The following is a 22,294-nucleotide window of genomic DNA, read 5'->3' as shown; positions in this document are numbered from 1 at the left end:
GCGAGGGCGGGGTCAGTGGCCGAGGAAGCGGCTGAAGAGGGCGGCCCGGCGGGCGGGGCGGTGGGTGCGGAGTTCGGTCTCGTCGGCGGACGACATGACTCTCAGGCCGGCGTTCATCGCGAGCCAGCGCAGCGGCTCGGGCTCCCAGCGCGGGGAGCGGTGCCCGACCCAGGGCAGCGCGGTCAGGTCGCTCTCCCGGCCCGTGATCAGGTCGGCCAGCGTACGGCCGGCCAGGTTGCTGGTGCCGACGCCGTCGCCGACGTAGCCCCCGGCCCAGGCCAGTTCGGTGCGGCGGTCCAGCCCCACCGAGGCGGCCCAGTCCCGGGCCACCCCGAGCGGACCGCCCCAGGCGTGCGTCACCGGCACGTCCGGCCCGAGCACCGGGAACAGTTCACCGAGCGCCCGGCGCAACGCCGCGAACACCCGGGGCTCCCGGTCGAAGTCGGGCCGCACCCGGGAGCCGTAGTGGTAGGGGGCGCCCCGGCCGCCGAAGGCGAGCCGCCCGTCGGCGGTGCGCTGGCCGTAGACGATGACGTGCCGGTGGTCGGAGAACGTCTCCCGTTCGGCCAGGCCGATCCGGGCCCACGTCTCCTCCGGCAGCGGCGGCGTGGCCACCATCAGCGAGTAGACCGGCGCGACCGACCGCCGGTGCCCGGGCAGCGCCGGGGTGAAGCCCTCGGTCGCGCGGACCACCACCGGCGCCCGCACCACGCCCGCCGGGGTCACCGCCGCCCCGGGCCGCAGCGCGGTCACCGGGGTGCGCTCGTGCAGGCGTACGCCCCGGCGCTCCACCGCCCGGGCCAGCCCCCGGACCAGCTTCGCCGGGTGCACGGCCGCGCAGTGCGGGGTGTACGTGCCGCCGCGTACCCCGTCGGCGGCGCAACGGGCGGCGGCCTCGGCGGCGTCGAGCAGCACCAGGTCGTCGTCGGTCAGCCCGTACGCGTGGGCCTCGGCCACCGCGGCCCGGGCCCGGTCGAGTTGCGGCCCGGTGCGGGCCAGCACCACCGTGCCGCCGGCCCGCCAGTCGCAGTCGACGCCCTCGGCGGCCACCACCCGGCCCACCTCGCGGACCGTGTCGTGCATGGCCCGCTGCATGGCGAGCGCCCGGTCCCGCCCGTGCCGGCGGGCCAGCGCCGGCAGTGAGGTGGGGAAGAGCGCGGAGCACCAGCCGCCGTTGCGGCCGGAGGCGCCGTACCCGGCGATCTCCCGCTCCAGCACCACGATCCGTAGCGTCGGGTCGGCCTCGGCCAGGTAGAAGGCCGTCCACAGCCCGGTGTACCCGGCGCCCACGATCGCCACGTCGGCGTCCGTGTCGCCGGGCAACCCGGCTCGCGGCGTCAGCGGCTCGTCCAGGCTGGACAGCCAGTACGACAGGTCCTGGTAGCCCACGGTCTACAGCCGCGACCACGCCTCGGTCAGCACCGCGCGCAGGATCTGCTCGATCTCGTCGAACTGCTGCTGCTCGGCGATCAGCGGCGGGGCGAGCTGCACCACCGGGTCGCCCCGGTCGTCGGCCCGGCAGTAGAGCCCGGCGTCGAACAGCGCGGTGGAGAGGAAACCGCGCAGCAGCCGCTCGGACTCGGCCTCGTCGAACGTCTCCCGGGTCGTCTTGTCCTTGACCAGTTCGATGCCGTAGAAGTAGCCGTCCCCCCGCACGTCACCCACGATCGGCAGGTCGTGCAGCTTCTCCAGGGTGGACCGGAACGCGTCCTCGTTGGCCCGGACGTGCCCGACCAGGTCCTCCCGGGCGAACACCTCCAGGTTGGCCAGGGCCACCGCGCAGGAGACCGGGTGGCCGCCGAACGTCACGCCGTGGGCGAACATGCCGGTCTCGGTGAGGAACGGCTCCATCAGCCGGTCGCTGGCGATCATCGCGCCGAGCGGGGCGTAGCCGGAGGTGATGCCCTTGGCCGTGGTGATGATGTCCGGCTGGTAGCCGTACCGGGTGGCGCCGAAGTACTCGCCGAGCCGGCCCCAGGAGCAGATCACCTCGTCGCTGACCAGCAGCACGTCGTACGTGTCGCAGATCTCGCGCACCCGCTCGAAGTAGCCGGGCGGCGGCGGGAAGCAGCCGCCGGAGTTCTGCACCGGCTCCAGGAAGACCGCGGCGACCGTGTCCGGCCCCTCCCGCTCGATCGCCCGGCCGATCTCCTCGGCGGCCCAGCGGCCGAACGCCTCGGCGTCGTCGCCGTGCTCCGGCGCCCGGTAGAAGTTGGTGTTCGGCACCTTGATGCCGCCGGGTACCAGCGGCTCGAAGTCGCTCTTGATGCCGGGGAGACCGGTGATCGACAGCGCGCCCATCGAGGTGCCGTGATAGGCGATGTAACGGCTGACCACCTTGTGCTTGTTCGGCTTGCCGGTGCGCTTGAAGTAGGCCCGGGCCAGCTTCCAGGCCGCCTCGACGGCCTCCGAGCCGCCGGTGGTGAAGAAGACCCGGTTCAGGTCACCCGGGGTCAGCGTGGCGATCTTCTCGGCCAGCTCGACCGCGGTCGGGTGGGCGTACGACCAGAGCGGGAAGTAGGCCAGCTCGCCGGCCTGCTTGGCGGCGGCCTCGGCCAGCTCGGTCCGGCCGTGGCCGGCGTTGACGACGAAGAGCCCGGCGAGCCCGTCCAGGTAGCGGCGGCCCTGCGCGTCCCAGACGTAGGCGCCCTCGCCGCGCACGATGGTCGGGACCTCGCCGGCGGAGTAGCTGGCCATCCGGGTGAAGTGCATCCAGAGGTGGTCGGTGGCGTTGGCCATGTCAGCCCCATCGGGTCTCGGGCCGGTCAGGGGGTGACACCGGCCGCTCTGCCCACGGTTATCCCACAGTCATTGCTGATAACGCAACTGTCGACGGATGGAAGCAACGGATTCAGCGATCTGTGTACGCGTAGGCGACGGATTTCGCGGCTGTCCCGGGTGGCTCGGTAGCGGGTCGAGCGCCTTTCGAGCTGAGTCGTTGGTGATATCGCCCCCGACGCACGCACGCACGCACGCAGGCACGCACTCATGCACGGCCGGCCGGCCACCCACGTGCGCCGCGGTGAGCAGGTGCGTCGGGCCGGCGAGGAAGCGGGCCCGCCGGGTCGCTGGGCCGGCTCACCGAGGTCTCCGCCGCGGACGACGCGATCGCCGCTCGGGCGCCACGTGCCGCCGCGCGGCGCCCTTCTCCGCGCCTCGCGCTCCCCGCTCTGAGTCGTCGGTGATATCAGCTCGAAAGGCTCACTGCGGGGGACTCCGGCCGGTGGGGACCGGACAGCTGCGGGGCCTTCCCCGGGGCGCTGCCGCGCGACAGCAGGGACCGCGCGGCCTGACTTCACCGGCTCAGGCGGTGCCCCAGCTGTAGGTCTGCTTGCGCAGCTTCAGGTAGACGAACGCCTCGGTGGAGACCACCCCGGCCACCCCGCGCAGCTTCTGCAGGATCTCCAGCAGGTGCGCGTCGTTGCGGCAGACCACCTCGGCCAGCAGGTCGAACGAGCCGGCGGTGATCACCACGTAGTCGATCTCCTCGAACTCGGCCAGCCGGTCGGCGACCGTCTCCAGGTCGCCGTCGGTGCGCAGCCCGATCATGGCCTGGCGCGGGAAACCGAGCTGGAGCGGATCGGTCACCGCGACGATCTGCATGACGCCGGCGTCGAGCAGCCGCTGCACGCGCTGGCGTACCGCCGCCTCGGAGAGGCCGACCGCCTTGCCGATGCTCGCGTACGGGCGTCGCCCGTCCTCCTGGAGCTGTTCGATGATCTGCTTTGCCACGTCGTCGAGCAGAGCGTGGCTGGCGCCGTCACGCACCGTCACGCGACGGTTGCCGTTGCCGTTCTCCAGGTGCCGGTTGGCCATCGCCGCTCCCCATGTCCGAATCTCCGTGCTGAGCGTAGTGCCCCGGCGCAGTCTGGCGTATTTCGTGGTGCATGGCTATTCCGGCAACGGAATCCCTTGTAAGGGAGGGGTTCTCATGTCAGGATCAGGCCTCCATCGCCACTGACCCCTCCGCCGGCGAGCCAACCCCCGCCCCGCCGCCGACGATGCCCCCCAAGGAGTCGTCACATGCGTAGTCCCCTCCGGACCCTCACCCGGCGTGGTCTGCTCACCGGGACCCTCGGCTCGGCCGCCCTGCTCGCCACCGCGGGCACCCTCGCGGGCTGCGGCACCAAGGGCGCCCAGCAGACCGAAGCCGGTTGCCAGAGCGACGACGTTTCCGCCACCGAGAAGAAGCTCGCCTTCTCGAACTGGCCGCAGTACATGGACACCGACGAGAAGGACGAGTCGAAGCGGCCCACCCTGGACGCGTTCGTGGCCGCCTCCGGCATCCAGGTGACCTACACCGAGGACGTCAACGACAACAACGAGTTCTTCGGCAAGGTGCAGAACCAGTTGGCCGGCTGCCAGAGCACCGGCCGGGACATCATGGTGCTCACCGACTGGATGGCCGCCCGGATGATCCGGCTCGGCTGGATCCAGAAGCTGGACAAGGCCAAGATCCCCAACGTCGAGGCGAACCTGCTGCCGTCGCTGCGCGGCCGGTCGTTCGACAAGGACACCCAGCTGGCGATCCCGTGGCAGTCCGGGCTGGCCGGCCTGGCCTACAACGCCAAGGTCACCAAGGAGATCCGCACCGTCGACGAGCTGCTCACCCGCCCCGACCTCAAGGGCAAGGTGACCGTGCTGTCGGAGATGCGCGACACCATGGGCCTGCTGCTCCAGGCCGGCGGCCACGACCCGGCCAACTTCACCCCGGCCCAGTTCGACGACGCGTTGACCAAGCTGAAGAAGGCCGTGGACAGCAAGCAGATCCGGCGCTTCACCGGCAACGACTACGCCCCCGACCTGGCCAAGGGCGACATCGCTGCCTGCATCGGCTGGTCCGGCGACGTGATCCAGCTCGGCTTCGAGGACGAGAAGATCAAGTTCGTGGTGCCCGAGTCCGGCGTGATGCTCTGGTCGGACAACATGCTGGTGCCCAACAAGGCCACCCACAAGGCCAACGCCGAGGCGCTGATGAACCACTACTACGACCCGGCGGTGGCGGCGAAGCTGGCCGCGTACGTCAACTACATCTGCCCGGTGCAGGGCGCGCAGGCCGAGATGGAGAAGATCGACCCCGACCTGGCCAAGAATCCGCTCATCTTCCCGGACGACGCGATGCTGGCGAAGTCGAAGGTCTTCATGGCCCTCGACGAGCAGCGCGAGAAGGAGTACGAGACCAAGTTCCAGCAGGTCATCGGGGCGTGAGGCAGATGGCGCAGGAAACCCCGGCCGGCGATCTGCGACTGGCCGACCTGACCAAGCGGTTCGGTGTCTTCACCGCCGTCGACGACCTCAGCCTGACCGTCCCGCAGGGGTCGTTCTTCGCCCTGCTCGGCGCGTCCGGCTGCGGCAAGACCACCACGCTGCGGATGATCGCCGGGCTGGAAGCGCCGACCAGCGGGCAGGTGCTGCTCGGCGACCGGGACATCACCGGGCTGCGGCCGTACCGGCGGCCGGTCAACACGGTCTTCCAGAGCTACGCGCTCTTCCCGCACCTGGACATCCACGAGAACGTGGCGTTCGGGCTGCGCCGCCGGGGCATCCGCAAGGTGGGCGACCAGGTCGAGCGGATGCTCGCGCTCGTCCAGCTCCAGGGGTACGGCCGGCGCCGGCCGGCCCAGCTCTCCGGCGGCCAGCAGCAGCGCGTCGCGCTGGCCCGGGCGCTCATCAACCACCCGCAGGTGCTGCTGCTCGACGAGCCGCTCGGCGCGCTCGACCTGAAGCTGCGCCGGCAGATGCAGATCGAGCTGAAGCGGATCCAGACCGAGGTCGGCATCACGTTCGTGCACGTCACCCACGACCAGGAGGAGGCCATGACCATGGCCGACACGGTCGCGGTGATGAACGCCGGCCGGATCGAGCAACTCGGCGCCCCGGCCGACATCTACGAGTACCCGGCCACCGCGTTCGTGGCCAACTTCCTCGGCCAGTCCAACCTGCTCGCCGGTGAGGCCGGCGGCCGCGCCGGGGACGACGTGCTGGTCACCGCGCACGGCGCGCGCTTCTCCGTGCCCGCCGACCGGGCCCGGGTCGTCGACGGGCCGACCTTCCTCGGCGTACGGCCGGAGAAGCTGCACCTGGCCGGCGGCCCCGACGACGTGCCCGCCGGGCACCAGCACGTCGGCGGCGTGGTCACCGACGCCTCCTACGTCGGGGTGAGCACCCAGTACCTGGTGCGCACCGCGTGGGGCAGCGAGCTGTCCGCGTTCGCCGCGAACAGCGGGCTGGGCGGGCGGCTGGCCGTCGGCACGCCGGTGACCGCGCACTGGGACCCCCGGCACGCGTTCCTGCTGCCCCGGGCGGGCGGCGAGGACGACCAGACCGCGCCGCTGCTCGACGAGCCGCCGGTCGGTGCGCTCTCATGACCGCGCTGGCCCACGTACCGACCGCCGGCGGGAAACCGGCGCCACCGCCGGTGCGGCGCGGGCGCGCCCGGCTGCTGCCGTACCTGCTGCTGTTGCCCGGCGCGGCCTGGCTGCTGGTCTTCTTCGCGCTGCCGCTGCTCCAGCTCGCCGCCGCCAGCCTCTACGACCCGGCCGGCTCGCTCTCCACCGGCTACGCGATGACCTGGGCGGTCGGCAACTATCCGGACGCGTTGCAGGCGTACTGGCCGCAGTTCCTGCGCTCGTTCCTCTACTCCGCGATCGCGCTCGTGCTGGCGCTGCTGATGGGCTACCCGCTGGCCTACGCGATCGCGCAGAAGGCCGGCCGGTGGAAGAACCTGCTGCTGGTCGCCGTGGTCGCGCCGATGTTCACCAGCTTCCTGGTGCGCACGCTGGCCTGGAAGACCATCCTGTCGGACAACGGCGCGCTGGTCGGACTGCTGCGCGACGTGCACCTGCTCGGCCCGGACGGCCGGCTGCTCGCCACGCCGATCGCCGTGGTGCTCGGCCTGACGTACAACTTCCTGCCGTTCCTGGTGCTACCGCTGTACGCGAGCCTGGAGCGGCTCGACCCCCGGCTGCTGGAGGCGGCCAGCGACCTGTACGCGAGCCCGCTGCGCGCGTTCGGCAGGGTCACCCTGCCGCTGTCGATGCCGGGCCTGATCGCGGGCACGCTGCTCTTCTTCATCCCCGCCACCGGCGACTACATCAACGCCGAGCTGCTCGGCACGCCGAACGAGTACATGATCGGCAACGTCATCGACTCGGCGTTCCTGGTCCGGCTGGACTACCCACAGGGCGCGGCGCTGTCCTTCCTGCTGATGGCCGCGATCCTGGCCATCGTCTTCGTCTACCTGCGTCGGGCCGGCACGGAGGAGGTCCTCTGATGGGACTCAGGCGCTGGCTCGCCGACCGGTGGGTGATGGGCGTGGCCCTGCTCGTCCTCGGCTACCTCACGCTGCCGATCATGGTGGTGGCCGGACTCTCCTTCAACCGGCCGTCCAGCCGGCTCTCCTACGACTTCAACGAGTTCACGCTGGACAACTGGGCCCGCCCATGCGCCACCGCCGACATGTGCGACGCGGTGGTGCGCAGCATGGAGATCGGCCTGATCGCCACCGTCGTCTCCACCGTGCTCGGCACGCTGATGGCGTTCGCCCTGGTGCGGCACGGCTTCCGCGGGCGGTCCGGTATCAACGGGCTGATCTTCCTGCCGATGGCCACCCCGGAACTGGTGATGGGCACCTCGCTGCTCGCCCTCTTCGTCGCCGCCGGGGTGCCGCAGGGCTTCTGGACCATCGTCATCGCGCACGTGATGTTCTGCGTGTCGTTCGTGGTGGTCACCGTGAAGGCCCGGCTCGCCGGCATGGACCGGCGGTTGGAGGAGGCCGCCATGGATCTCTACGCCAGCGAGTGGCAGACGTTCCGCCGGATCACCCTCCCGCTGGTGCTGCCCGGCATCGTGGCCGCCGCGCTGCTCGCCTTCTCGCTCAGCTTCGACGACTTCATCATCACCAACTTCAACGCCGGCACCACCGTCACGTTCCCGATGTACGTCTGGGGCGCGGCCCAGCGGGGCATCCCGCCGCAGGTCAACGTCATCGGCACGGCCATGTTCGGGATAGCGCTGCTGCTGGTCGGGGCGAGCTCGCTGCGCGGCCGGCGGTCCCGACGGGCCGCCCTCGCGGTGATCGCCACCCCGGCGGGGAAGCCATGACGCTCCCGCATACCGGCCGGGCGCTGGCCGATGCCGCGCCCGTCCCGTACTGGTTGGACCGCCCGGAACGCCCCGACCCGCTGCCGCCGCTGTCCGGCGCGCACGCCGCCGACCTGCTGGTGGTCGGCGGCGGGTACGCCGGACTGTGGACCGCGCTGCTGGCCAAGGAGGCCGATCCGGACCGCGACGTGCTGCTCGTCGACGCCGGCACCTGCGGCTGGGCGGCGTCCGGGCGCAACGGCGGTTTCTGCGCCGCGTCGCTGACCCACGGGCTGGCCAACGGCATCGAGCGGTTCCCCGGCGAGATCGGTGAGCTGGAACGGCTCGGCCGGGAGAACCTGGACGCCATCGCCGCCACCGTGGCGAGGTACGACATCGACTGCGACCTCGAACGGACCGGCGAACTGGCGGTGGCCGTCGAGCCGTACCAGCTCGACGGGCTCGCCGCCGACGCCGAGCTGGGCCGCCGGTACGGCCACGACGTGCGGCTGCTCGACCGCGACGAGGTCCGCGCCGAGGTGGCGTCGCCGACGTACCTCGGTGGGATGTGGGACCGGGACCGGACGGCGCTGCTCGACCCGGCGAAGCTCGCCTGGGGACTGCGCCGCGCCGCGCTCGGCCTGGGCGTCCGGATCCACGAGCACACCCGGGTCACCGGCCTGGCCACCGACGGGGCCGCGCTGCGCGCCACCACGGCCGGCGGCCCGGACGCCGCGCCCGGCACGGTACGGGCCCGGCGGGTGGCCCTGGCCACCAACGCGTTCCCGCCGCTGCTGCGCCGGCTGCGCTCCTGGGTCGTCCCGGTCTACGACTACGCGCTGATGACCGAGCCGCTGACCGCCGCGCAGCGCGACGCGATCGGCTGGCGGCACCGGCAGGGGCTCGCCGACACCGGCAACCAGTTCCACTACTACCGGCTCACCGCCGACAACCGGATCCTGTTCGGCGGCTACGACGCCATCTACCACTACGGCAACCGGGTGGCACCGGCGCTGGAGCAGCGCGAGGCCACCTTCACCACGCTCGCCTCGCACTTCTTCACGACGTTCCCGCAGCTCGCCGATGTGCGCTTCAGTCACCGCTGGGGTGGCGTCATCGACACCTGCACCCGGTTCTGCGCGTTCTTCGGCACCGCGTACTCCGGACGCCTGGCCTATGCGGCCGGGTTCACCGGGCTCGGCGTCGGCGCCACCCGCTTCGGCGCGCGCGTCACCCTCGACCTGCTCGCCGGCGCGGACACCCCGCTGACCCGACTCGACCTGGTGCGCCGCAAGCCGCTGCCGTTCCCGCCGGAACCGGCCCGGTCCGCCGGTATCAACCTCACCCGCTGGTCGCTCGCCCGCGCCGACGCGCGGGACGGGCGGCGCAACCTCTGGCTCCGTACTCTCGACCGCTTTGGACTGGGGTTCGACTCCTGATGCGTATCCTGCTCGTCGGCGCCGGTGGCGTCGGCTCCGCCGCCGTATCCATCGCCGCCCGCCGTTCCTTCTTCGAGACCATGGTGGTCGCCGACCACGACCCGGCGCGCGCCGCCCGGGCGGTCGCCGGCCACGGTGACCGGTTCGTCGCCGCCACCGTCGACGCGTCGTCCGCCGACGCGGTCGCCGCGCTCTGCCGGGAGCACCGGATCACCCACGTGTTCAACGCGGTCGACCCGCGCTTCGTCATGCCGATCTTCGACGGCGCGTTCGCGGCCGGGGCCGACTACCTCGACATGGCGATGTCGCTGTCCCGGCCGCACCCCGAGCGCCCCTACGCGGAAACCGGGGTCAAGCTCGGCGACGAGCAGTTCGCCGTCGCGGACCGGTGGGCCGCCGCCGGCCGGCTGGCGCTGTGCGGGATCGGCGTCGAACCGGGCCTGTCCGACGTCTTCGCCCGCTACGCCGCCGACGAGCTGTTCACCGAGATCGACGAGATCGGGGTACGCGACGGCGCGAACCTCACCGTCGCCGGCTACGAGTTCGCTCCCTCCTTCTCCATCTGGACCACCATCGAGGAGTGCCTCAACCCGCCGGTGATCTGGGAGGCCGGGCGCGGCTGGTTCACCACCGAGCCGTTCAGCGAACCGGAGGTCTTCGACTTCCCGGCCGGCATCGGCCCGGTCGAGTGCGTCAACGTGGAACACGAGGAGGTGCTGCTCATCCCGCGCTGGGTGCCGGCGAAGCGGGTCACCTTCAAGTACGGCCTCGGCGCGGAGTTCATCGAGGTGCTGCGGACGCTGCACAAGCTCGGGCTGGACGCGACCGAACCGGTGCGCGTGCGCGGGGTCGACGTGTCGCCGCGCGACCTGGTGGCCGCCGCGCTGCCCGACCCGGCCACGCTCGGCGACCGGATGAGCGGGAAGACGTGCGCCGGGACGTACGTCACCGGCACCGGGCCGGACGGCCGGCCCCGGCGGGTCTACCTCTACCACGTGGTCGACAACGCGTGGTCGATGGCCGAGTACGGGCACCAGGCGGTGGTCTGGCAGACCGCGGTCAACCCGGTCGTCGCGCTGGAGCTGCTGGCCACCGGCGCCTGGGCCGGCGCGGGCGTGCTCGGGCCCGAGGCGTTGCCACCGCGGCCCTTCCTGGACCTGCTCAGCGACTACGGTTCACCGTGGGGGATGGAGGAGCGATGACCCGCTACGGCCCGATGTACGGCCCCGACGTGACGTTCCTCGGCGTGCCGCCGTGCACCGTCGAGGAGCCGGTCACCTACGCCGACGCGGACGTGGTGGTCATCGGCGCGCCCTTCGACGGCGGCACCTCGCACCGGCCGGGCACCCGCTTCGGCCCGTCCGCCATCCGGCAGGCCTGCTACCTGCCGCACGACGGCTCCCGCCCGTCCCTGGCGCTGCGCGTCGACGCGCTGAAGGACCTGTGCGTCTACGACGCCGGTGACGTGGAGATGTTCGGCGGCGACATCGAACGTTCGCTGGCCGCGCTGGAGACCGCCGTGCACGCGGTCGCCGCCGCCGGGGCGATCCCGGTGGTGCTCGGCGGCGACCACTCGATCGCGTTGCCGGACGCCACCGGGGTGGCCCGACACCACGGGCTGGGCCGGGTGTCGCTCGTGCACTTCGACGCGCACGCCGACACCGGCGACGTCGAGTTCGGGTCCCTGCACGGCCACGGCCAGCCGATGCGCCGGCTCATCGAGTCCGGCGCGGTACGCGGCGACCGCTTCCTCCAGATCGGCCTGCGCGGCTACTGGCCGGGCCCGGAGACGCTGGCGTGGATGGCCGAGCAGCGGATGCGCTCGTACGAGATGACCGAGATCGTGGCCCGGGGCCTGGACACCTGCCTCACCGAGGCGTTCGGCATCGCGACCGACGAGTGCGAGGGCGTGTTCCTCTCCGTCGACGTGGACGTGGTCGACCCCGGCATGGCCCCCGGCACCGGCACGCCCGAACCCGGCGGGTTCACCTCGCGGCAACTGCTCGACGCGGTCCGCCGGGTCTGTTACGAGCTGCCGGTGGTCGGCCTGGACGTGGTCGAGGTCGCCCCGCCCTACGACCACGCCGACATCACCGCCTACCTGGGCAACCGCGTGGTCCTGGAGGCGCTGTCCGCGATAGCCCGCCGCCGCCGAGACGCCGAAACCGGAACCCCGTGGAACCCCACCCAGCCACTGTTGGACGACCGCTGACTGCTAGCCCGGCATGTTTAGCTCGGGCTATAGTCGAAGCATGGGTGCGGACGGGAAGCGCTGGTCGGTCCGGGTCACCGGAGAGGTCCGGCACTGGCTGTGCGACCTGCGGGACCACGACCCGGCGTCGTACGAGAGCGTCCGGGTGGCGGTGGACAAGCTGGCCGAGGTCGGGCCAGGGCTCGGTCGCCCGCTCGTGGACACGCTGCGCGGAAGCAGTCTCCGTAATCTGAAGGAGTTGCGGCCCCGCTCCGGGCGGGACGTGGCGATCCGGGTGCTGTTCGTCTTCGATCCGTGGTCTCAGGCCGTCCTGCTGGTCGCCGGCAACAAGGCGGGCGACTGGACCCGCTGGTACCGGCAGCACATCCCGGCGGCGGAGGTTGCCTACAAGGCTTGGCTCGACAGCGAGCGCGAGCGAAGGGGGGAATCGTGACTGAGTTCTATCACTGGGACGAGGTCCGCGCCGAACTCGGCGGTGACGACAAGGCGTACGAGGCGGAGCGTGCCCGGACCGACGCGTGGGTGAGCGCGTTCCATCTGGCCGAGGAGCGCAAGCGACTGGGGCTCACCCAGCGGCAGGTAGCCGAGATTATGGGGGTCACCCCCGGCCGGGTGAGCCAGATCGAGAACGGCGACCTCGACGTCAACGAGGTGGCCACGCTGAGCCGCTACGCCAACGCCCTCGGCGCCCGGCTGCGGATCATCTTCGACTACGGCGACGACCTCCGGCAGATCGCCTGACCGGAGGCCGTCGGCCGGTCAGTGGCGGGTGCAGTGGGGGCGCAGGCGCAGGGGTTCGGTGGTCTCGGTCAGGGAGTTGGGTTCCACCACCAGACGCGCGATGGCAGTGGCCGGGCCCGGGCGGAATCTGCTCTGGTCGGCGGGGATCGTGGCGGTCCACGTACCGGCGGTGCGGTCGTCGGTGCACGCGCCGATCACGCCGAACCCGAAGCCGGTGACCGACCCGCGACGTACCCGCTGGTCGAGGTGCACCTCGATGTAGGCCAGGCCGCGCTCGGCGCCGCAGTCGAACCGGCCGCCGACGGTGGCGGTGTGCGACCGCACGTCGGCCGCGCCGAACCAGTTGACGGAGATGCGGGGCGAGGCCGCCGGGGCGGCGACCGCGGCGCCCGGCGCGAGCCCGAGCGTGGCGATGGTGGCGGCCGTGGTGAGGCCGGCGGCGAGCAGGGCGTGTCGGGCCGGGGGCATGGGCGGGCTCCTGTCGGGCGGTGGCGGGATGCTGCTCCGATGTGGACGGCGTCAGCATCCCACCGCCGCGATGCCCGCGAGCTGCAAGATCTCGGACAGATCAGCCGGCCAGGTGGGAGCGGATGAGGAAGCGGACCCCCTCCGGCGCCTCCAGCGAGAATCCGCTGCCCCGGCCGGGCACCACGTCGACCGTGAGCCGGGTGTGCTGCCACAGGTCCCACTGGGCCCGCGACATCCAGAACTCCACCGGCTCGGGCACGCCGTCGACGGCCAGCGCGGCGAGCAGCACGTCCGAGCCGCCGGTGCGGAACTCACCGGCCGGGTAGCACATCGGGGCGCTGCCGTCGCAGCAGCCGCCGGACTGGTGGAACATCAGCGGACCGTGCCGCCCCCGCAGCGACCGGATCAGGTCGGCCGCCGCGGGGGTCACTGTCACCGGGTCACCCATCAGAAGAAGCCCAGCTTCTGGGGCGAGTAGCTGACCAGCAGGTTCTTGGTCTGCTGGTAGTGCTCCAGCATCATCTTGTGGTTCTCCCGGCCGATGCCGGACTGCTTGTAGCCGCCGAACGCCGCGTGCGCCGGGTAGGCGTGGTAGCAGTTGGTCCACACCCGGCCGGCCTGGATCGCCCGCCCGGCCCGGTACGCGGTGGTCATGTCCCGGGTCCAGACGCCGGCGCCGAGCCCGTAGAGCGTGTCGTTGGCGATCTTCACGGCGTCGTCCAGGTCGGCGAAGGAGGTCACCGACACCACCGGGCCGAAGATCTCCTCCTGGAAGATCCGCATCGAGTTGTCGCCCTCGAAGATGGTCGGCTGCACGTAGTAGCCGCCGGACAGTTCGCCGCCCAGGTCGGCCCGCTCGCCGCCGGTGAGCACCTTCGCGCCCTCCTGCCGCCCGATGTCCAGGTAGGACAGGATCTTCTCCAGCTGGTCGTTGGACGCCTGCGCGCCGATCATCGTGTCGGTGTCCAGCGGGTGCCCCTGGCGCACCTGACGGGTCCGGTCCACGGCGGCGGCCAGGAAGTCGGCGTAGTGGCCCTGCTGGATCAGCGCCCGGGACGGGCAGGTACACACCTCGCCCTGGTTGAGGGCGAACATGGTGAAGCCTTCCAGGGCCTTGTCCCGGAAGTCGTCGGAGGCGGCGCTGACGTCGTCGAAGAAGATGTTCGGGCTCTTGCCGCCCAGCTCCAGCGTGACCGGTTTGATGTTCTCGCTGGCGTACTGCATGATCAGCCGCCCGGTGGTGGTCTCGCCGGTGAACGCCACCTTGGCCACCCGGGGTGAGGACGCCAGCGGCTTGCCGGCCTCGACGCCGAAGCCGTTGACCACGTTGAGCACGCCCGGCGGCAGCAGGTCGCCGACCAGCGACAGCAGGTGGTGGATCGAGGCGGGCGTCTGCTCGGCCGGCTTGAGCACCACCGCGTTGCCGGCGGCCAGCGCCGGGGCGAGCTTCCAGACCGCCATGAGGATCGGGAAGTTCCACGGGATGATCTGCCCGACCACGCCCAGCGGCTCGTGGAAGTGGTAGGCCACGGTGTCGTCGTCGATCTCGCCGAGCGAGCCCTCCTGGGCCCGGATCGCACCGGCGAAGTAGCGGAAGTGGTCGATCGCCAGCGGGATGTCGGCGGCCAGCGTCTCGCGTACCGGCTTGCCGTTCTCCCACGTCTCGGCGACGGCGAGGGACTCCAGGTTGTCCTGCATCCGGTCGGCGATCCGGTTGAGGATCAGCGACCGCTCGGCGACCGACGTGCGGCCCCACGCGTCGGCCGCGCCGTGCGCCGCGTCGAGCGCCTTCTCCACGTCCTCGGCGGTGCCCCGGGCCACCTCGCAGAAGGTCTGCCCGGTCACCGGGGTCGGGTTCTCGAAGTACTTCCCACCGTGCGGCTTCACGTACTCGCCGCCGATGTAGTGGTCGTAGCGAGACTGCCAGTGGGTGGGGGCGTCGTAGCGCGTCATGGGTACCTCCGCCGTCCGTCAGGGGTGGATGGCGGGAGGCTAGTTTCCGCGACGTTGCAGGAACGTTGCGCGCGGCAGCGCGTACTCCTCGGCGAGCTGGCGGGCCCGGGCGACGGCGAGCGGCCGGCGGGGCGCGCCCGGCGGCAACGCCCGGGCCAGGGCCTGCCAGGCGGCCAGGTCGTCGGCCCCGGCGGCGGTCGCGGTCCAGGCCGCGAGCAGCCCCGGGTCGTCGGCGGCCAGCACCGCCGCGCGCAGCTGGCCGTCGACCAGCCGGCGCAGTCGCGCCACTCCCGGCGCGTCCGACCCGGGCAGCAGGGGCCCGGGGTACGCGCGCAGCGCGGCCGCCGGATCGCCGCCCTCCAGCAGCTCGGTGACGGTACGGAAGTCGGCGCGCACGGGTGCCCGCAGCCGGTAGGGGCGGGAGTCGAGCAGCTCGTCGCCGAGCGCGCGGCGCAGCCGGGACAGCTCGGCGCGCAGGGTGACCGGGTGCAGCCGGTCGTCGCCGTAGAGGTCGAGGCCGAGCTGCTCCCCGGTGCGCCCCTCGGGGTGCTGGACGAGCAGCACCAGCAGCTCACTGTGCCGCCGGCCGAGCCGGACGCGCCGGCCGCCGACGCGCAGCTCCGCCTCGTCCCGGCCGAGCGCTGCCACGTGCGGCACATCCGGCGCGGCGGGGGCGGCGGCGGCCAGGAACGCCTCGGCGGCGCGGGCGGTGGCCCGCACCAGTGCGAGGCTCTGCGGGTTGGCCAGGTGGTCGCCGCCGGTGATGTCGACGGCGCCGAGCAGCAGGCCGGTGGCCGGATCGTGGATCGGGGCGGCGGCGCAGGTCCAGCGCTGCACCGGCCGGACGAAGTGCTCGGTGGCGAAGATCTGCACGCTGTGGTCGACGGCGAGCGCGGTGCCGGGCGCGTTGGTGCCGGCGTGGGCCTCGTCCCAGCGCGCGCCGGGGACGAAGTTCATCCGCTCGGCGTGCCGGAGCACACCCGGGTGGCCCTCCACCCAGAGCAGCCGGCCGCCGGCGTCGCAGACCGCCATCAGGTGGGCGCCGTCCTGCGCGATGCCGCCGAGCAGGTCGCGGAAGAGGGGCAGCACCCGGGCCAGCGGGTGCGCCGACCGGTAACTCTCCAGCGCGTCGTCGGTGAGGTCGACCGGCGCGGTGGCCTCCGGGTCGAGCCGGGCGGACCGTTCCCAGGACCGGCGGATGACCTCGCGGACCCGGCCGGAGGCGGTGCCGGCGGTGAGGAACGCCTCGTGGGCGGCGCCGACCTGCGCGATCCGCTCCGCCGGATCCGCGCCGAACTCCAGGGCGAGCCACGGGTCAGTCACCACCGACCTCCTCCCACCCATCGTGACCCACGTCACCCCCGACCGCCAAGGGTGGAGCGGATGGAGCGCCGAACGTGATCCGGGTCACTCCTCGGCCCGCCGGGGGTCCTGCCGTCCGGACGAACGCCCCAGACGGCACGCGGACGTCCCGGGCCCGGTTGTCGGCATCCCGCTGCTGTGGAGGATGGCTGCGACGGCCGCTTACGGAACCCTTATCTCCGACCTGCGACCGTGTGCGGGACGACCAGGGAAGACACGGGGAGCGGACAACGGTGCGGGTGCTGGTGGCGGACGACGAGCGGCTGTTGGCGGACACGGTCGCCGAGGGGCTGCGGCGGTTCTCCATGGCGGTCGACGTCTGTTACGACGGCGACGGCGCGCTGGAGCGGATCGGCGTCAACCGCTACGACGTGGCGGTGCTGGACCGGGACATGCCCGGCGCCACCGGCGACGAGGTGTGCCGGAGCCTGGCCGGGTCGGACGCCGGCACCCGGGTCCTGCTGCTCACCGCCGCCGCCGGCATCCGGGACCGGGTGGCCGGCCTCGGGCTGGGCGCGGACGACTACCTGACCAAGCCGTTCGCGTTCGCCGAGCTGGTGGCCCGGGTGCAGGCCCTGGGCCGGCGGTCCACCCCGGCGGTGCCGCCGGTGCTGGAACGGCACGGCGTGGTGCTCGACGTGGCCGCGCACACGGCCACGCGGGACGGCCGCCCGCTCGGCCTGAGCCCCAAGGAGTTCGCCGTCCTGCACGTGCTGCTGCGTGCCGGCGGACGGGTGGTCAGCACCGAGGACCTGCTGGAACAGGCCTGGGACGAGTTCGCCGACCCGTTCACCAACGCGGTCCGGGTCACCGTCATGACGCTGCGCAAGAAGCTCGGCCAGCCGTCCGTCCTGCACACCGTGCCGAAGGCCGGCTACCGGATCGGCGAGCCGGCGTGAGCCCCCGCCGCCGCATCCTGCTGGTCGGGGTGCTTGCCCTGCTCGCCGGGTTCCTGCTGCCCAACCTGGTCAAGTGGCTGCTCGAACTGGTGTGGTGGCGGGCCCAGCAGTTCTGCGGGCTGGCCACGATCGGCGCGGTGTGCGAACCGGGACGGCCGTTCGTCCCGCTGCTCCCGACGCTCACCGAACTGCTGGTGCTGGTCACCGCCGGTGTCGGGGTGTGGGTCGGGGCCCGCTGGTGCCTGCGCCCGGTGCGCGACCTGGCCGACCCGGTCGCGAACCTGGGACCGCAGAACCTCGGCTACCGGATCCGCCGGGGCGGGCGGGACGAGCTGGCCCGGCTCACCCGTGCCATCGACGACATGATGGACCGGGTCACCGCCGGCTACGAGGGGCAGCGACGGTTCGCCGCCAACGCCTCGCACGAGCTGCGGACGCCGCTGGCGGTGCAGCGCACCCTGATCGAGGTCGGCATGGCCCAGTCGCTCAGCGGTGAGCAGCTGGACCTGCTGACCGCGCAACTGCTCGCCACCAACGAGCGCAACGAGCGGCTGATCGAGGGGCTGCTCGCGCTCAGCGAGAGCGACCAGGGGCTGCGATCCTCCACCCCGCAGCGCCTCGACGAGGTCGTCGCCGCCGTGCTGGCCGCGTACGCCGACCGGGCGGCCGGGGCCGGCCTGACGGTGGAGAGCCGGCTCGCCCCCCGGATCGTGCCGGGCGAGCGGGTGCTGCTGGAACGCCTGGTCAGCAACCTGGTGGAAAACGCGATCAAGTACAACCGGCCGGGCGGCCGGCTCGTCGTCGCCGTCGGCGGCGACCCGGCGCTGACGGTCACCAACAGCGGTCAGGCCGTCCCCGGCGAGGCGGTCGCCGGCCTCTTCGAACCCTTCCGGCGCCTCGCCCGGGACCGCACCAACCAGGGCGGCGGCGCCGGGCTCGGCCTGGCCATCGCCCGCTCCATCACCCAGGCGCACGGCGGCCTCATCGCCGCCCGCCCGGGCGAGGACGGCGGCCTGCGGGTCGACGTCCACCTGCCCACCGTGCGCTGACCACCCCACACACGACTCCGGGAGCCGCCGTCGCGGCGTCCCGCGATGACACCTGCCCGAGAACGGGACGGCGCCGCCGCCTCGCTTCCGCGGACGGCCGGAAAGGAGACCGCAGTGCCGACCCGTACCGAGGCGAACGCGCCGCCCGACGACCGGGTGGTCTGGGCCGACGTGGCCAAGGGCGCCTGCATCGTGCTCGTGGTGCTCTGGCACGTCGTGGTCAAGGACTACCTGCGCATCGACTGGCGGGTCGGCCTGCCGGTGCCGGGCGCGTGGGGGCTGCTCGGCGAGCAGTTGCTGCCGCTGCGGATGCCGTTGTTCTTCACGCTCTCCGGCCTTTTCGCGGCGAACGCGGTGGCGCGGTCGTGGCGGGTGTCCGGGCGGCCCCGGATCGCGCGGAACCTCTACCTCTACGCGGTCTGGCTGCTGATCCACACCGCCCTGCTGGCGCTCGCGCCCGGTTTCCCGACCGACCGGGCCACCGACAGCGGTGCGCTGCTGGCCCAGCTCACCGTGACCCCCTCGAACCTGTGGTACCTGTACGCGCTGGCGCTCTACTTCGCGATCGCGAAGGCGCTGCGCCGGGTCCATCCGGCGGTGCTGCTGACCGCTGCGGGCGCGCTGTCCGCGGTGGCCGCGACCGGGCTGCTGGACAGTCCCGGGAACCGGGGGCAGGTCTACCAGAACCTGGTGTTCTTCCTGGCCGGTGTGCACCTGCGGCCGTACCTCACCCGGTGGGCGGACGGCGCGAACACCCGCCGGCTCGCCGGCACCGGCTTCGCCAACGCGATCGGGCTGGCCGCGATGGCGCTGGCCGGCGCACAGAGGTGGCCCGGCGTGTACCTGCTCGTCTCCGTGATCGCCGTGGCGTTCGGGCTGACCGCCGCCGCCGGGCTGGCCCGGCACCGCCTGGCCGGTCCGGCGCTGGCCCGGCTCGGCCGCCGCACGCTTCCCGTCTACGTGATCCACATGCCGGTGCTGGCGCTGCTGGACCGGCTGCTCGCCGCACCGATGGCCGGGCTGCCCGGACCGACCCGGGCGCTGCTGGTGACCGCCTATCCGGTCCTGGTCACCACGCTCGTGCTGGCACTCAGCCTCGCCGCGTACCGCGGCCTCACCGCGCTCGGCGCGCACCGCCTGTTCGACCTGCCGCGCCGCCGCACCCACTCCGATCCCGAAGGAGGGACCATGCCCCGAACCGATGCGCCGGCGCTGCCGGACCGGACACATGTCGAGGAGGCCGCCCGCGTGCTGTCCGGCCGGGTGGTGCGTACCCCGGTGCTGCACAGCCCGGCGATCGACCGCCTGGCCGGCGCCCGGATCCTGCTCAAGGCGGAGAACCTCCAGGACGGCGGCTCCTACAAGATGCGCGGCGCGATGCTGGCGGTGGGCCGGCTCGCCGATGCCGGACACACCGGCGTGGTCGCGCAGAGCACCGGCAACCACGCGGTCGCGGTGGCGCTGGCCGCCCGCCGGCACGGGCTGGCCGCGACGGTCGTGCTGCCGGAGGACGCCGCGCCGGTCAAGGTGGACCGGGCGCGGGCGGCCGGCGCCCGGGTGGTCCGCGCCGGCACCACGGTCGAGGAGCGCCTGGCCGTCGCCCGGCGGATCGCCCACGTGGAGGGCCATCCGCTGGTCGACGCGTACGACCACCCGGACGTGGTGGCCGGGCAGGGCAGCGCGAGCCTGGAACTGATCGAGGAGGCGGCGCGGCGCGGCACGCCGCTGGACGCGCTCGTGGTGCCGGTGGGCGGGGGCGGCGGCATCGCCGGCGCCTGCCTGGCGGCGGCCGGAACCTCGATCGAGGTGTACGGCGTGGAGCCGGTCGGGTGCGACTCGCTGGCCCGCAGCCTGGCCGCCGGACGGCCCACGCCGGTGGCGCCGGCGCCGAGCCTGGCCGACGGACTCCGCCCCGGCTGCGTCGGTGACCTGCCGTTCGCGGTGGCCCGCAACCGCGTGCGCGGGGTGGTCCCGGTCGACGACGACGCGATCGTCGAGGCGTTCCGGCTGCTCCTGCTGGACCTGAAGGTGCTCGTCGAGCCGTCCGGCGCCGCCGCCCTGGCCGGCGCTCTGCGGCTGGGCGAGCCGGCCGGCCCCGGCGGCGGCGTGGGCACGGCGGCCGGTCCCGGCGACGTCGGTGGGACGCCGTGGCCTTCTGGTGGCGGGCGACGAAGGACGGTCGGCGTGGTGCTGACCGGCGGAAACGTGGAAGCGAACCTGGTGGCCCGGCTGGCGGGCGACCGGATGACGGCGGGAGTGGCGGCATGAGGGCGACAGTGCGGATCGGTGTCCTGTTCGGAGGCCCGTCGGCGGAGCACGAGGTCTCCTGCGCCTCGGCGCTCGGCGTGGCCCGGGCCCTGGCCGAACGGGGCCACCACGTGGTCGCGCTCGGGATCACCCGCACCGGCGGGATCCGGCTGGTGCCGGAGCCGGTGCTCGCGCAGCACCTCGGCGCGGTGGCGGCCGGACGGGCGATCGACGACCGGCTGCCGGTCACCGGCCCGGCGGTGGAGCTGCGCCGCGGGACGGCCGCCGGCATCGTCGCGGTCAGCGCGGCCGACACGCCCGCGACGGTGCACGCCGAGCTGGACGTGGTGTTCCCGGTGCTGCACGGCCCGTACGGCGAGGACGGCGTGGTGCAGGGCCTGCTGGAATCGCTCGGCGTGCCCTACGTCGGCTGCGGCATCCTCGCCTCCGCCGTCGGCATGGACAAGGTGGCGATGAAGCGGGCGCTGCGGGCCGAGGGCGTGCCGACCACCCCGCACGTCTGGTTCGACGAGCCCGCCTGGCGGGCGGCGGAGGACCCGGAGAAGCTGGTGGTCGGGCTGCGCCGGCCGCTGTTCGTCAAGCCGGCCCGGATGGGCTCCTCGATCGGGATCTCCCGGGTCGCCGAGGGCGACGACCTGGCGGCAGCCGTCGAGGAGGCGTTCCGGCACGACCACGTGGTGCTGGTCGAGCAGGGGGTGACCGGCCGGGAGTTGGAGTGCGGCGTGCTCGGCGGCTGGCGGCCGGAGGCGTCGGCGGTCGGCGAGGTGCGGGTCGCGGGCGGCTGGTTCGACTACCGGCAGAAGTACTTCGGCGACGCCGACCCGATGATCGTCCCGGCGTCGCTGCCCGACGAGGTCACCGAGCGGATCCGGGAGCTGTCCGTGCGGGCGTTCACCGCGATCGGCGGCTGGGGTCTGGCCCGGGTCGACTTCCTCCACGACGAGGCCACCGGCGACCTGTTCGTCAACGAGCTGAACACGCTGCCCGGTTTCACCGCGCACTCGATGTACCCGAAGGTGTGGGCCGCGTCCGGCTTGGCGTACCCGGAGGTGGTGGACCGGCTGGTCGCGCTCGCCTTCACCCGCCACGCGGCCCGGCCGTCCGGCGCGCACCCGGGGGGTACGCCGTGATCCTGCTCTCCGACCCCCGGGTCGCCGCGGTGTCCAGCCGGGACGACGGCGAACCCCTGGTCGACCTTCGGGAGGTGCCGGAGCTGCGGGTGGACGGGCGGGCCGCCGACCCCGCCGGGGCGTACGCGCGGGTGCGGCGCGGGGTCGCGGACCGGCTGCTGGCCGCGCAGCGGGCGCTGCCGCCCGGCCTGCGCCTGCTCGTGGTCGAGGGCTACCGGCCGTACCGGGCGCAGCTCGACATTTTCACCGGCTACCGGGACGAGTTGCGTCGACGGCACCCGGACTGGTCGGCCGAGCGGCTGCACCGGGAGACCACCAAGTTCGTCTCGCCGGTCGAGGTGGCCCCGCACAGCACCGGCGGCGCGGTGGACCTGACGCTCTGCGACCCCGACGGGGTCGAGGTGGCGATGGGCACGGCCCTGGACGCGACGCCGGAGGAGAGCGCGGACGCCTGCTTCACCGCGGCCCGGCACATCCCGGTCACCGCGTGGCGCAACCGGCGGATCCTGGTGTCCGCGTTGAGTGGCGCGGGGCTGGTTAACTATCCGACCGAGTGGTGGCACTGGTCCTACGGCGACCGGTACTGGGCACTCCTCACCGGAGAGTCGCACACCCGTTACGGTCCGCTGTGATTCCCGGTCGTCGCTGAACGGTTGGCCGCTCCCGTCCGTACCAGCTGTCGAACGACACC

The 22,294-nt window shown here is 73.0% G+C and carries 21 protein-coding genes; 14 read left to right on the top strand and 7 right to left on the bottom strand.

Annotated features, from left to right (window positions below):
• Nucleotides 1–12: 12 nt before the first annotated feature.
• From CO540_RS14765 to CO540_RS14755, 3 genes are all read right to left on the bottom strand, one after another.
• On the bottom strand, nucleotides 13–1,389 hold the full coding sequence (locus CO540_RS14765; protein ID WP_099162500.1) for an FAD-binding oxidoreductase: 1,377 nt from the start codon (nucleotides 1,387–1,389) through the stop codon (nucleotides 13–15).
• A 3-nt stretch (nucleotides 1,390–1,392) separates the two neighbouring features.
• Nucleotides 1,393–2,739: an aspartate aminotransferase family protein gene (locus CO540_RS14760; protein ID WP_099162499.1), complete on the bottom strand. Its 1,347-nt coding sequence runs from the start codon at nucleotides 2,737–2,739 to the stop codon at nucleotides 1,393–1,395.
• A 564-nt stretch (nucleotides 2,740–3,303) separates the two neighbouring features.
• Nucleotides 3,304–3,816, bottom strand: coding sequence for an Lrp/AsnC family transcriptional regulator (locus CO540_RS14755; RefSeq protein ID WP_091581749.1), 513 nt, complete (start codon nucleotides 3,814–3,816; stop codon nucleotides 3,304–3,306).
• A gap of 207 nt (nucleotides 3,817–4,023) precedes the next feature.
• On the opposite strand from CO540_RS14755, the gene CO540_RS14750 reads away from it, so the two are divergent.
• The 9 genes from CO540_RS14750 to CO540_RS14710 are packed head-to-tail and all read left to right on the top strand — an operon-like array spanning nucleotide 4,024 to nucleotide 12,474.
• Nucleotides 4,024–5,208: a spermidine/putrescine ABC transporter substrate-binding protein gene (locus tag CO540_RS14750; RefSeq protein ID WP_099162498.1), complete on the top strand. Its 1,185-nt coding sequence runs from the start codon at nucleotides 4,024–4,026 to the stop codon at nucleotides 5,206–5,208.
• 5 nt (nucleotides 5,209–5,213) lie between these two features.
• Nucleotides 5,214–6,368, top strand: coding sequence for an ABC transporter ATP-binding protein (locus CO540_RS14745; protein WP_099162497.1), 1,155 nt, complete (start codon nucleotides 5,214–5,216; stop codon nucleotides 6,366–6,368).
• Nucleotides 6,365–7,273, top strand: coding sequence for an ABC transporter permease (locus CO540_RS14740; RefSeq protein ID WP_099162496.1), 909 nt, complete (start codon nucleotides 6,365–6,367; stop codon nucleotides 7,271–7,273). Before CO540_RS14745 ends, CO540_RS14740 begins: the two co-directional genes overlap by 4 nt.
• On the top strand, nucleotides 7,273–8,103 hold the full coding sequence (locus CO540_RS14735) for an ABC transporter permease (protein WP_172967851.1): 831 nt from the start codon (nucleotides 7,273–7,275) through the stop codon (nucleotides 8,101–8,103). The genes CO540_RS14740 and CO540_RS14735 overlap by 1 nt, the downstream gene beginning before the upstream one ends.
• Nucleotides 8,100–9,521 (top strand): FAD-binding oxidoreductase, encoded by a 1,422-nt coding sequence (locus CO540_RS14730; protein ID WP_099162495.1) that lies wholly within the window; start codon nucleotides 8,100–8,102, stop codon nucleotides 9,519–9,521. The genes CO540_RS14735 and CO540_RS14730 overlap by 4 nt, the downstream gene beginning before the upstream one ends.
• Nucleotides 9,521–10,723 (top strand): saccharopine dehydrogenase family protein, encoded by a 1,203-nt coding sequence (locus tag CO540_RS14725; protein WP_099162494.1) that lies wholly within the window; start codon nucleotides 9,521–9,523, stop codon nucleotides 10,721–10,723. The genes CO540_RS14730 and CO540_RS14725 overlap by 1 nt, the downstream gene beginning before the upstream one ends.
• Nucleotides 10,720–11,733, top strand: a complete 1,014-nt coding sequence (speB, locus tag CO540_RS14720; RefSeq protein ID WP_099162493.1) for an agmatinase — start codon at nucleotides 10,720–10,722, stop codon at nucleotides 11,731–11,733. The genes CO540_RS14725 and speB overlap by 4 nt, the downstream gene beginning before the upstream one ends.
• Before the next feature lie 40 nt (nucleotides 11,734–11,773).
• Nucleotides 11,774–12,166, top strand: coding sequence for a type II toxin-antitoxin system RelE/ParE family toxin (locus CO540_RS14715; protein ID WP_216642277.1), 393 nt, complete (start codon nucleotides 11,774–11,776; stop codon nucleotides 12,164–12,166).
• The gene (locus CO540_RS14710) at nucleotides 12,163–12,474 is read left to right on the top strand and encodes a transcriptional regulator (RefSeq protein ID WP_099162491.1); all 312 of its coding nucleotides are present in this window, start codon (nucleotides 12,163–12,165) and stop codon (nucleotides 12,472–12,474) included. Before CO540_RS14715 ends, CO540_RS14710 begins: the two co-directional genes overlap by 4 nt.
• Before the next feature lie 18 nt (nucleotides 12,475–12,492).
• Here the strand turns inward: CO540_RS14710 and CO540_RS14705 are convergent, their stop codons facing one another.
• From CO540_RS14705 to CO540_RS14690, 4 genes are all read right to left on the bottom strand, one after another.
• Entirely contained in the window at nucleotides 12,493–12,942 is a 450-nt protein-coding gene (locus CO540_RS14705) for a hypothetical protein (protein ID WP_099162490.1), read from the bottom strand.
• A 100-nt stretch (nucleotides 12,943–13,042) separates the two neighbouring features.
• Nucleotides 13,043–13,390, bottom strand: a complete 348-nt coding sequence (locus tag CO540_RS14700) for a DUF779 domain-containing protein (RefSeq protein WP_099162489.1) — start codon at nucleotides 13,388–13,390, stop codon at nucleotides 13,043–13,045.
• On the bottom strand, nucleotides 13,390–14,895 hold the full coding sequence (adh, locus tag CO540_RS14695; protein WP_099162488.1) for an aldehyde dehydrogenase: 1,506 nt from the start codon (nucleotides 14,893–14,895) through the stop codon (nucleotides 13,390–13,392). The genes CO540_RS14700 and adh overlap by 1 nt, the downstream gene beginning before the upstream one ends.
• 39 nt (nucleotides 14,896–14,934) lie before the next feature.
• Nucleotides 14,935–16,218: a helix-turn-helix domain-containing protein gene (locus CO540_RS14690; protein WP_099162487.1), complete on the bottom strand. Its 1,284-nt coding sequence runs from the start codon at nucleotides 16,216–16,218 to the stop codon at nucleotides 14,935–14,937.
• Between the two features lie 272 nt (nucleotides 16,219–16,490).
• On the opposite strand from CO540_RS14690, the gene CO540_RS14680 reads away from it, so the two are divergent.
• The 5 genes from CO540_RS14680 (at nucleotide 16,491) to CO540_RS14660 (ending at nucleotide 22,235) form a co-directional block, all read left to right on the top strand.
• Nucleotides 16,491–17,156, top strand: a complete 666-nt coding sequence (locus tag CO540_RS14680; RefSeq protein WP_098743626.1) for a response regulator transcription factor — start codon at nucleotides 16,491–16,493, stop codon at nucleotides 17,154–17,156.
• On the top strand, nucleotides 17,153–18,205 hold the full coding sequence (locus CO540_RS14675; RefSeq protein ID WP_099162486.1) for a HAMP domain-containing sensor histidine kinase: 1,053 nt from the start codon (nucleotides 17,153–17,155) through the stop codon (nucleotides 18,203–18,205). The genes CO540_RS14680 and CO540_RS14675 overlap by 4 nt, the downstream gene beginning before the upstream one ends.
• Nucleotides 18,206–18,319: 114 nt before the next feature.
• Nucleotides 18,320–20,473, top strand: coding sequence for a pyridoxal-phosphate dependent enzyme (locus CO540_RS14670; RefSeq protein ID WP_099162485.1), 2,154 nt, complete (start codon nucleotides 18,320–18,322; stop codon nucleotides 20,471–20,473).
• Nucleotides 20,470–21,603 (top strand): D-alanine--D-alanine ligase family protein, encoded by a 1,134-nt coding sequence (locus CO540_RS14665; protein ID WP_099162484.1) that lies wholly within the window; start codon nucleotides 20,470–20,472, stop codon nucleotides 21,601–21,603. Before CO540_RS14670 ends, CO540_RS14665 begins: the two co-directional genes overlap by 4 nt.
• Nucleotides 21,600–22,235: a M15 family metallopeptidase gene (locus CO540_RS14660; protein WP_099162483.1), complete on the top strand. Its 636-nt coding sequence runs from the start codon at nucleotides 21,600–21,602 to the stop codon at nucleotides 22,233–22,235. The genes CO540_RS14665 and CO540_RS14660 overlap by 4 nt, the downstream gene beginning before the upstream one ends.
• Nucleotides 22,236–22,294: the final 59 nt, after the last annotated feature.

This window comes from Micromonospora sp. WMMA2032 (assembly GCF_002688545.1).
Classification (GTDB): domain Bacteria; phylum Actinomycetota; class Actinomycetes; order Mycobacteriales; family Micromonosporaceae; genus Micromonospora; species Micromonospora sediminicola.
The sequence above is the reverse complement of the archived record's forward strand: the minus strand, read 5'-3'. Positions and strand labels throughout refer to the sequence as shown.